Consider the following 10192-nt stretch of genomic DNA (forward strand, 5'->3'; position numbering starts at 1 on the left):
AGACGCTGATCGCGATCACGTCGGGCGCGAACATGAATTTCGACCGCATGCGCTTCGTGGCCGAGCGCGCGGAAGTGGGCGAGGCGCGCGAGGCGGTGTTCGCGGTGACGATCCCCGAGGAGCGCGGCAGTTTCCGGCGCTTTTGCGAGCTGGTCGGCACGCGCAGCGTCACCGAGTTCAACTACCGGATCGCCGACGCGCATTCGGCGCATATCTTCGTCGGCGTGCAGATCAGGAACCGCAGCGAGCCGGCGCAGATCGCCGGCGCCTTCGAGGCGCATGGCTTCGCGACCGTCGATCTGACCTTCGACGAGCTGTCCAAGCAGCACATCCGCTACATGGTCGGCGGCCGCTCGCCGCTCGCGCATGACGAGCGGCTGTTCCGCTTCGAGTTTCCGGAACGGCCGGGCGCGCTGATGAAGTTCCTGTCATCGATGTCGCCGAACTGGAACATCAGCCTGTTCCACTATCGCAACCAGGGCGCGGACTACAGTTCGATCCTGGTCGGCATCCAGGTGCCGGCGAGCGAGAATGAAACGTTCGACCGCTTTCTCGCGACGCTCGGCTATCCGTACTGGGAAGAGACGCAGAATCCGGTGTACCGGCTGTTCCTTGCCTGATTTCTTCACGCTTCAATTGACACGCGTAAATGGCTATTTCGCTCGTCGACAAACTGGTGGTGGCAATCTCGTCGCGCGCGCTGTTCGACTTCGAGGAAGAGAACCGCGTCTTCGAGGACGGCGACCTGCAGGCCTATGAAGCACTGCAACGCGAACGGCTAAGCGTGCCCGCCAAGCCCGGTGTCGCGTTTCCGTTGATCCGCAAGCTGCTGGCGTTGAACGCCGGCGGCCATCGCGTCGAAGTGGTGATCCTGTCGCGCAGCGATCCGATCAGCGGACTGCGCGCGTTCCATTCGTGCCGCGAACACGGGCTCGCGATCGAGCGCGGTGTCTTCACCCGCGGCCGCGCACCGTTCGGCTATCTGAAGCCGTTGAATGCGTCGCTGTTTCTGTCCGCGAATCAGCAGGACGTGCGCGACGCGCTGGCCGCCGGCTTTCCCGCCGCACGCGTCTTGCCGGAATCGGCGAAAATGGCGAGCAAGTATCCGGACGAAATCCGCATTGCATTCGACGGCGACGCCGTGCTGTTTTCCGACGAGGCCGAACGCGTGTTCCAGAAGGACGGCCTGCGTGCGTTCGTCGGCCACGAGACCCACAACAGAAACTTGCCGCTCGCGGACGGCCCGTTGAAGCCGTTGCTCGAAGCGCTGCACCGCTTGCAGAAACTCGCGGACAAAGCCGCGCCGATGCATATTCGTACGGCATTGGTGACCGCGCGCTCCGCGCCCGCGCACGAGCGCGCGATCCGTACCTTGATGGCATGGAACATCGAAATCGACGAAGCGATGTTTCTTGGCGGCCTCGACAAGAGCGCATTCCTGCGCGAATTCGAGCCGGACTTTTTCTTCGACGATCAAATTGGCCACTGCGAATCGGCCCGCGTCGTGACGGCGACGGGGCACGTGCTGAGTGGCATCGTGAATGCATCATGACACCCGAACAATCACCACTGGGTAAGTCCGCGACTTACACCGAACACTATGACGCTACGCTGCTGTTCCCGATTGCACGCAAGCATGCGCGCGACGCGATCGGCATCGGTGCGCAGTTGCCGTTCTTCGGCACGGACATCTGGAACGCTTACGAGTTGTCGTGGCTGAATGCGCGCGGCAAGCCGCAGATTGCCGTGGCGACGTTCTTCGTGCCGGCCGACTCGCCGAATATCGTCGAGTCGAAGTCGTTCAAGCTTTATCTGGGTTCGTTCGCGCAGACGGTTTTCGAATCGGTCGAGGCCGTACGCGACACGATCAGGCGCGACGTGTCCGCGTCGTGCGGTGCGACGGTGTCGGTTCATCTGACGACACCGCATGAATTCGGCAGGCTGCAGATGGAAGAATTCGACGGCTTGTCGCTGGACCGCCTCGACCTGGACACCGACGTTTATCTGCCGGATGCCTCTTTGCTGAGCGCCGCAATGGATGAAGCACCGGTCGAAGAAACCTTGTTCTCCAACCTGCTGAAGTCGAATTGCCCGGTGACCGGGCAGCCCGATTGGGGCAGCGTGCAGATTCATTATGTCGGCCCGCAGATCAATCAGGCCGGCCTGCTGCGCTACATCATCTCGTACCGCAATCACACGGGCTTTCATGAGCAATGTGTCGAGCGGATCTTCGTCGACGTGCTGAAGGCCTGCAAGCCGGTCAAGCTGGCGGTGTATGCGCGCTATACGCGGCGCGGCGGCCTGGATATCAACCCGTTCCGCACCAACTACAATCTACCGATGCCGGACAACATGCGTTTGGCCCGACAGTGAGCAAGTGGGTTGCCGCCGCGGGGGTTCAGTCAAACCCGCGGCGAGTCCAATCGTTCCAGCGTTCAAGCCTTTGAGTTTCCAAGCTCCTTGAGCCCTTGGGCCTTTAAGCCGCCGGCTTCTTATAAGCGACGCAGTCCACTTCGACCTTGCAGTCGATCACCATCGACGAAACCACACACGCCCGCGCCGGCGGATTGTCGCCGAAGTACTCGCGGAACACCTTGTTGAAGGACGCGAAATCACGCGGGTCGTCGAGCCATACGCCGCAGCGCACGACATGCTCCGCGCCATAGCCGGCTTCTTTCAGAATCGCGAACACGTTCTGAATCGCCTTATGCGATTGCTCGACGATGCCGCCGTTGATCACTTCGCCGTTTTCCATCGGCGTCTGCCCGGATACGAACAGCCAGCCGTCCGCTTCGACCGCGCGTGCGAACGGCATATGCTGACCGCCCGTTCCCTTGCCACCTTCAACACCATATCGCTTCATCGTCACACTCCTTGAAAAGTCCGGCGCGCGTTCGGCGGACTCGCCGCGCGCACCGTCATCCATCGATCAAAAAATTCAGAACGCGCCGTGCGCATCGCCCTTCGACGGCGCGCCGCGGGCGACGAAATGGCCGGCCCGCTCGCCCGTCACCGCGCCATCGCGATACGACAGCACGCCATTCACCCAGACCGCGTCGATGCCGTCCGCCGCCTGCTGCGGCTTGTCGAAAGTCGCCGCGTCGCGCACTTTGTCCGGGCTGAACAGCACCAGATCGGCGTGATAGCCGATATGCACTTCGCCACGCTGCGACAAGCCAAAGCGCCGCGCCGACAGACTGGTCATCTTGCGCACCGCCTCTTCGAGCGGCAACAGACCGGCATCGCGCACGTAATGGCCGAGCACGCGCGGAAACGCTCCCCACAAGCGCGGATGCGGCAGCGGATCGTTCGGCAGACCGTCCGAGCCGACCATCGTCGCGGGATGCGACAAGATGCGCCGCACGTCGTCTTCCGACATGTTGTGATACACCGCGCCAGCCGGTTGCAGACGCTTGCCCGCCTCCTGTTGCGTCACGCCCCACTCGGCGGCGATCTCCTGCACGAGCTTGCCGGCCATCTCCGGATGCGGCTCGGACCACGTGATCGTGATGTCGATGTCGCCGGTCACCTGCTTCAGGTCGAGCGTCGACGAACTGCGGTTGTACGGATAGCAGTCGCAACCGATGGGCTGCATGCGCCGCGCGCCTTCGAGCGACTTCAGCACCTCTTCGCTGCGGCCCCAGTTCGACGGCCCCGCGCACTTCAGATGCGAGATCACCACCGGCACATGCGCATGTCGGCCGACGCGATACGCTTCGTCCATCGCATCGAGAATCGCATCGAATTCGGTGCGCATGTGCGTCGTGTAGAGCGCGCCCGCGGCGGCGAGCGGTTCGGCGAGCGCCATCACCTCTTCGGTCGGCGCGGCGAAAGCGGAGCCGTATGCGAGCCCCGAACTCAGACCGAGCGCTCCGTTGGCCAACGCCTCTTCGAGCTGCGCGCGCATGCCTTCGATTTCCTGCGGGCTCGCCGCGCGATCGAGCCGGTCCATCTGATTGTTGCGCAGCGCTGTATGGCCGATCAGCGCGCCGACGTTCACCGCCGGACGCGCGGCGTTCACCGCTTTCACATACTCGGCGAAAGTCGGGTACTGGAAGGCGTCGCGCTCGCCGAGCAGGTTCATCGGATCGGGCGGATCGCCCTTGAGCGCCACCGGCGCCGCGCTGATCCCGCAATTGCCGACGATCACCGTCGTCACGCCCTGAGTGATTTTCGGCAGCATTTGCGGCGAGCGGATCACATGCGTGTCGTCGTGCGTGTGGACGTCGATGAAGCCCGGCGCCAACGCCCGGCCCTCGGCCTCGATTACTTCTTCGGCGAGCCAGTTCGACAGATTGCCGATCGCGACGATACGCCCGTCGCGGATCGCCACGTCGCGCTCGACGGGCGGCGCGCCCGTGCCGTCATACAGTTGCGCGCCGACGATCAGCGTATCGGCTGCTTCGGGATGCGAATGCATGGATCAGTCTCCTAACGGTTGTCGATCGCCGCCACCACGATGCGCGTCGAGCGCGTGCTTCATGCGGCGCAGTAATTCGCGGCTCTCGTCACCCTGACTGACGGCAAGCTCGGTGACGAGCACATCGAGCGCCATCATCATCGCGTAGCGTGACGACGACGGCTTGTAAATGAAATCAGTCTCGAACGCGACGATCGGGATCACCCACTGGGCCAGTCTCGCCAACGGCGACGCGGGCGCGGTCAGCGCGATCACGGTCGCGCCGTAGCTGCGCGCGATCTTGCAGTTCTCGACCATCTCGGGCACGCGCCCGGTGGTGGACAAGGCCAGCACCACGCAGTCGCGCGACACGGTGCTCGCCACCATCCGCTGCAGCAAGCCGTCCTGATAGGTCGCGACCGGCCGGCCGAGGCGCACCAGCCTGAAGCGCATCTCGTCGGCGAGCGCAGTCGAACCGCCGCCCATGCCGAACACGTAGATCATCCGCGCCGCGCGCAACGCGGCCACCGCTTCGCCAAGCGGCGCCTGGCGCAACAACTGATGGTTGTGGGCAAGCGCGGTTTGCAGTTCGTCGAACACACGGGTGGCGATCGGCTCGGGCGCGTCGCTGGGGCCACCGCCCTGCAGGAAGCGCTGGCCGACCGCAGCCGCCTGCGCGAGCCGCAGCTTCAACTCCCGTACGTCGCGGCAGCCGACCGCCTTGGCGAAGCGCGTCACGGTCGCGACGCTCACCTCGGCCTGTTGCGCGAGCGCGCCGATGCTGGCGCGCGATGCGCCAGTCAGATCGTCGAGGATCAGGGCGGCGACCTTGCGTTCGGCCGAGCGCAGTTCCGGCGCGGATTCGGCGATGCGCGCGACGATGTCGAAAGCCAGCGGTTCGGCGGTTGAGTTCATTGCAGACTGTGGGACGCCGCGCGGCGGTTGAAGGTCAGCCTCGGGCAAGCCGTGGTACTAAATAACATCTCCTGATCATCGTACTTTCGGTAACATAGTAAAGTCAAATCTTGATTCATTTAACTGGACGATGGAGCAGGGAGACATGAAAGTTACAAACTATCAGGGCGCCACGATTGATCCATATAGCAAGGGCCTGGGTATGGTTCCGGGCGCCAGCATCCAGCTCACGGACACCGCGCGTCTCGAATGGAACCTGCTCAATGAAGATGTGAGCCTGCCGGCCGCCGTGCTGTACGCCGATCGCGTGGAGCACAACCTGAAGTGGATGCAGGCGTTCGTCGCGGAGTACGGCGTCAAGCTCGCGCCGCACGGCAAGACCACCATGGCGCCGCAACTGTTTCGCCGCCAGCTCGAAACCGGCGCGTGGGGCATCACGCTCGCCACCGCCCATCAGGTGCGCGCCGCGTATCACGGCGGCGTCTCGCGCATCCTGATGGCCAACCAGCTGGTCGGCCGCCGCAACATGATGATGATCGCCGAGTTGCTCAGCGACCCAGACTTCGAATTCTTCTGTCTCGTCGATTCGGTCGAGGGCGTCGAGCAACTGGGCGAGTTCTTCTCGTCGGTGAAGAAGCCGCTGCAAGTGCTGCTCGAACTTGGCGTGCCGGGAGGCCGCACCGGCGTGCGCGACGAAGCGCAGCGCAACGCGGTGCTCGAGGCGATCGGCCGTTATCCGGACGTGCTGAAGCTGGCCGGTGTCGAGTTGTACGAGGGTGTGCTGAAGGAAGAGCACGAGGTGCGCGAGTTCCTGCAAGGCGCTGTCGCCGTCACGCGCGAGCTGGTCGAGCAAGGGCGTTTCGCGCGCACGCCGGCGGTGCTGTCGGGCGCGGGCTCGGCATGGTACGACGTGGTCGCGGAAGAATTCGTGAAGGCCTCGGAGACCGGCAAGGTCGAGGTCGTGCTGCGTCCGGGCTGCTATCTCACGCATGACGTCGGCATCTATCGCAAGGCGCAGACGGAGATCTTCGCGCGCAATCCGGTGGCGAAGAAAATGGGCGAGGGACTGCTGCCGGCGCTGCAGTTGTGGGCCTACGTGCAGTCGATTCCCGAGCCGGATCGCGCGATCATCGGCCTCGGCAAGCGCGACTCAGCGTTCGATGCCGGCCTGCCGGAACCGGCACGCCACTATCGTCCGGGCAACGATGCGCCGCGCGATATTGCGGCGAGTGAAGGCTGGGAAATTTTCGGCCTGATGGATCAGCACGCGTATCTGCGGATTCCTGCCGGCGCCGATCTGAAAGTGGGCGACATGATCGCATTCGACATCTCGCACCCGTGCCTGACGTTCGACAAATGGCGTCAGGTGCTGGTGGTCGATCCGGCGTATCGCGTCACGGAAGTGATCGAAACGTTCTTTTGATCGTTTAGCGGACGGCGCGCCTGGAGGCAACGCGGCGCGCGGTTCGCGGTTCGCGGTGTGGTTGCTGTTTGCGGTGTGGTTGCTGTTTGCGGTGTGGTTGCTGTTTGCGGTGTGGTTGCTGTTTGCGGTGTGGTTGCTGTTTGCGGTGTGGTTGCTGTTCGCGATGTGATTGCTGTTTGCGACGTGGTTGCTGTTCGCGGTGACACTGTTCGCAGTGGTGCCGCGCAAGCAGATGCGCGTCAACGCAATCGCCTGCGCCCCCTGGCACCGCCCATCACCGCTGGCGCGCGGCCTCACTCTGCGCCGCGCCCGCAACTTCCGACACCGGCGCAGCGCCCGCGCCAGCAGCTTGCGCCGTCGCCACCACTTCGCCGATCCTCGCCTCGAGCATCTGCAGCGCGCCCGAAAGCGCTCCCAACGCGTCATCCGGCAGCGCCGCCATCGTGTCGTGCAGAAACGCATTGCGACGCGGCAGACTCGCTTTGGTCGCCGCCTGCCCCGCTTCCGTCAGGCGCACATTGGTCACGCGGTTGTCGCGCGTATCCATGCTGCGCGCAATCCAGCCGAGCCCTTCCAGCGTTTTCAACTGCCGCGTGAGCGCGCCCGGATCGACACGCAGGCGCTCGACCAGCCGCTTCTGCGACGACTCGCCGGCCTGCTCGTGCAACGCGAGCAGAATGCGCCAGCGAGGCAACGGATGGCCGACCTGTGCCTCGAATGCCGACATGAACGCACGATACGTGCGGCCGAATTGCTGCATCACGGCGACGCGATCCTGTTCTTCCATGGTCTGTCAATAAAGCGGTAAGTCCAACAATCAGTCCGCGTGAATCACGGGTTCGAGTTTGCGCTGCAACTTGATCGGCGGCACGCGGCGGCTTTGCCATATCGACACCACGGCGATGATCGCCGCCATCGCAAGGCCTAGATGGATCGCGGCGACCAGTGCCTCGCGCGCGCTTTCGAGCAGCATGGCGCCGTCGTGGCCCGCGTGCGTCAACTGGGCGACCAGCGTGGTCTGCGCATCCCGATTGATCAGGATTTGCGGATCGCCGAGATCGCTGAACCAATGCGATGCGTTGGCGCTGTCGAGCGCGCTGCGCACGCCGCTCGCATACAGGTGGCTGACCAGCGTACCAGTCAGCGCGGTGCCCATCATGCCGCCAATCATCCGCAACGACTGCAGCAGCGCCGTCGCGATACCGAGGTGTTCGCGGCCGGCCGCCTGCTGCGCGAAAATCGTCAGGTTCGGCATCACGAAGCCGAGCCCCAGCCCGCCGACCACCATGAACGACATCAGCACCCATTGCTGCATCGAGCGCGTCGCGACCACGACGCCGAGGCACGCCAACGCCACCAGCGCGAAGCCGACGTACAGCATCAGATTGGGATTGCGCACACGCGACACGATGCGGCCGTTGGCGATGCTGCCGATCGTGATGAATACGACGAGCGGCGTGATGACGAGCCCCGCTTCCTTCGGCGACATCCCGAAGCCGCCCTGGAACAGCAGCGGCGCGTAGAACAGCAGCGAGAACATCGTGAAGCCGCCCAGCACGGCCAGCGTGAAAAGCGCGGCCAGACTACGGTTACGGAACATATCGAGCGGCAGGATTGCCGTCGGGCAGCGCTTTTCCCACTGCCACAGCGCGTAACCCGACGCGACGCTCAACGCGAGCAGTGCGAGCGCGCTCGCGGTCACCCCATGCTTCGGCAGCAACTCGACGAACAGTTGCAGCGACCCCAGCGCCACCGCGATCAGCAACGCGCCTGGCCAGTCGAGCCGCATCTTGCCGGTGTGCTCGACGTGCCGCAGATGCGGCAGGAAGCGCCAGACGAAAAACAGCGACAACAGCCCGACCGGCAGATTCACATAGAACACCGAGCGCCAGCCGTAGTACTGCGTGAGGAAGCCGCCGAGCGACGGTCCCACGGCGTTCGCAATGCCGAATGCCGAACTCATCAGCACCTGCCAGCGCAGACGCACGACGGAGTCGGGGAAGAGATCGGGAATGCAGGCGAACGCGGTGCCGACCAGCATACCGCCGCCGATGCCCTGCAAGCCGCGCGCAAGCACCAGAAACAGCATGTTGTTGGCCGCCCCGCACAGCACCGACGCCGCAGTGAACACGACGATCGACGCGATCACGAATGGCTTGCGCCCGTAGTAATCGCCGAGGCGGCCGAAAATCGGCACGGTGATCACCGAGCTCAGCAGATACGACGTGGCGACCCACGCGTACAGCTCGAAACCTCTGAGTTCGGACACGATCGTGGGCAGCGCGGTGCCGACCACGGTCTGGTCGAGCGCAACCAGCATCGTGACGAACGATATGCCGAGCATGGCCAGCAAGGATTCACGGAATGGTAAGACTTGCCCACTCGAGTGATGGGCCGCGGTATGAACAGCCATTTTTGATGGTGCAACAGTTGACTCGTCAAATGATCGGGAATCATACCACGATGCGGCGCTCTAAGCGGGACGTGCATGTGCGGTTCACCGCACATGCCATCGACCGAACCATGCAGACGACACGATGCCAGGGAGGCACATGCAGCCGAGTTCGCTCGCGGCACCCTTTTTATCGGAGCAGGACCTGAACGCGCTGCGGCGCGCGAAACATCAACTCGAGAGCCCTGCCCTCACGATGAAGCTCGCGAGCATCGTCGGCGCGCCGCTGGAGAAACTGCTGTCGCGCGTGCCGGCGTTCGCCAACGCGAAAATCACGGACGCGACGGAGCTGGCGTTGCGCAAGTGCCTGTCGATTGCGCTGCGCACGTTGGGCCGGCGCGATGCCTCGTCGTTGATCGCGCCCGACAGGCCGAGCAACCTGCTGCACAAGCTCGCCGTGGCGACCACCGGCGCGGCCGGCGGCGCATTCGGGTTGCTGGCGTTACCCGTCGAGTTGCCGGTCACCACCACGCTGATGTTCCGCTCGATCTGCGACGTCGCGCGCAGCGAGGGCGAGGATCTGTCGTCGCTCGAAGCGCAGCTGCAATGCCTGACCGTGCTCGGCATGGGTGGCACATCGAGCGAAGACGACGACGCCGAACTCGGCTACTTCTTCATGCGCGGCGCGCTGGCGCAGGCGGTGTCGAAAGCTTCGTCTGAAATCACCACCAAGGGGTTCAGCACGCACGGCTCGGCGGCGTTGCTGCGCCTGCTCAACGCGATCGCCGCGCGCTTCTCGGTGCAGGTGAGCGAACAGATCGCCGCCAAATCGATTCCGGCGATCGGCGCGGTGCTCGGCGCGACGGTCAATACGGTCTTCATGGACCACTTCCAGCAGGTCGCGCATGGACACTTCACTGTGCGTCGGCTGGAACGGCAGTACGGCCAGGCAGCGATCGAGGCCGTGTATCGGACTCTTGATATCGCACTCGACGGTTGAGCGGTCGAATGAGCGGTCGGTTGAGCGGCCGATTGGGCGGTCGGTTGGGCGGCCGATTGGGCG

11 protein-coding genes are annotated in these 10192 nt (G+C 64.1%); 6 read left to right on the forward strand and 5 right to left on the reverse strand.

All coding sequences use genetic code 11. The annotated features are described in order from the left end of the window. The 3 genes from BN2475_RS02950 to queF form a co-directional block, all read left to right on the forward strand. The coding region (locus BN2475_RS02950; protein ID WP_483874386.1) for a threonine ammonia-lyase at positions 1 to 620 on the forward strand (620 nt) is incomplete at its 5' end. Between the two features lie 29 nt (positions 621 to 649). After that, complete coding sequence (locus BN2475_RS02955; RefSeq protein WP_094778085.1) at positions 650 to 1552, forward strand: 5'-nucleotidase; 903 nt, start codon at positions 650 to 652, stop codon at positions 1550 to 1552. After that, positions 1549 to 2373, forward strand: coding sequence for an NADPH-dependent 7-cyano-7-deazaguanine reductase QueF (gene queF, locus BN2475_RS02960; RefSeq protein ID WP_094778086.1), 825 nt, complete (start codon positions 1549 to 1551; stop codon positions 2371 to 2373). The genes BN2475_RS02955 and queF overlap by 4 nt, the downstream gene beginning before the upstream one ends. Before the next feature lie 103 nt (positions 2374 to 2476). Here queF and BN2475_RS02965 read toward each other — a convergent pair whose 3' ends face one another. From BN2475_RS02965 to BN2475_RS02975, 3 genes are all read right to left on the reverse strand, one after another. Then, positions 2477 to 2863, reverse strand: coding sequence for a RidA family protein (locus BN2475_RS02965; RefSeq protein WP_013337998.1), 387 nt, complete (start codon positions 2861 to 2863; stop codon positions 2477 to 2479). A 75-nt stretch (positions 2864 to 2938) separates the two neighbouring features. Next, the gene (locus BN2475_RS02970) at positions 2939 to 4420 is read right to left on the reverse strand and encodes an N-acyl-D-amino-acid deacylase family protein (protein ID WP_094778087.1); all 1482 of its coding nucleotides are present in this window, start codon (positions 4418 to 4420) and stop codon (positions 2939 to 2941) included. A 3-nt stretch (positions 4421 to 4423) separates the two neighbouring features. Continuing rightward, entirely contained in the window at positions 4424 to 5314 is an 891-nt protein-coding gene (locus tag BN2475_RS02975) for a MurR/RpiR family transcriptional regulator (protein WP_094778088.1), read from the reverse strand. 145 nt (positions 5315 to 5459) lie between these two features. Between BN2475_RS02975 and BN2475_RS02980 the strand changes: the two genes are divergently transcribed. Both BN2475_RS02980 and BN2475_RS36170 read left to right on the forward strand, forming a co-directional pair. Next, entirely contained in the window at positions 5460 to 6737 is a 1278-nt protein-coding gene (locus tag BN2475_RS02980) for an amino acid deaminase (RefSeq protein ID WP_094778089.1), read from the forward strand. A 55-nt stretch (positions 6738 to 6792) separates the two neighbouring features. Beyond that, complete coding sequence (locus BN2475_RS36170) at positions 6793 to 6906, forward strand: DUF4175 domain-containing protein (RefSeq protein ID WP_143325720.1); 114 nt, start codon at positions 6793 to 6795, stop codon at positions 6904 to 6906. A gap of 105 nt (positions 6907 to 7011) precedes the next feature. On the opposite strand, the gene BN2475_RS02985 is transcribed toward BN2475_RS36170, so the two are convergent. Beyond that, positions 7012 to 7524: a MarR family winged helix-turn-helix transcriptional regulator gene (locus BN2475_RS02985; RefSeq protein ID WP_094778090.1), complete on the reverse strand. Its 513-nt coding sequence runs from the start codon at positions 7522 to 7524 to the stop codon at positions 7012 to 7014. 30 nt (positions 7525 to 7554) lie between these two features. Next, complete coding sequence (locus BN2475_RS02990) at positions 7555 to 9150, reverse strand: MDR family MFS transporter (RefSeq protein WP_094778091.1); 1596 nt, start codon at positions 9148 to 9150, stop codon at positions 7555 to 7557. 139 nt (positions 9151 to 9289) lie between these two features. Here BN2475_RS02990 and BN2475_RS02995 point away from each other — a divergent pair, with 139 nt between their 5' ends. Beyond that, complete coding sequence (locus BN2475_RS02995) at positions 9290 to 10129, forward strand: EcsC family protein (RefSeq protein WP_094778092.1); 840 nt, start codon at positions 9290 to 9292, stop codon at positions 10127 to 10129. The last annotated feature ends 63 nt before the right edge of the window (positions 10130 to 10192 follow it).

The sequence above is a fragment of the Paraburkholderia ribeironis genome, assembly GCF_900019265.1.
Taxonomy (GTDB): Bacteria; Pseudomonadota; Gammaproteobacteria; order Burkholderiales; family Burkholderiaceae; genus Paraburkholderia; species Paraburkholderia ribeironis.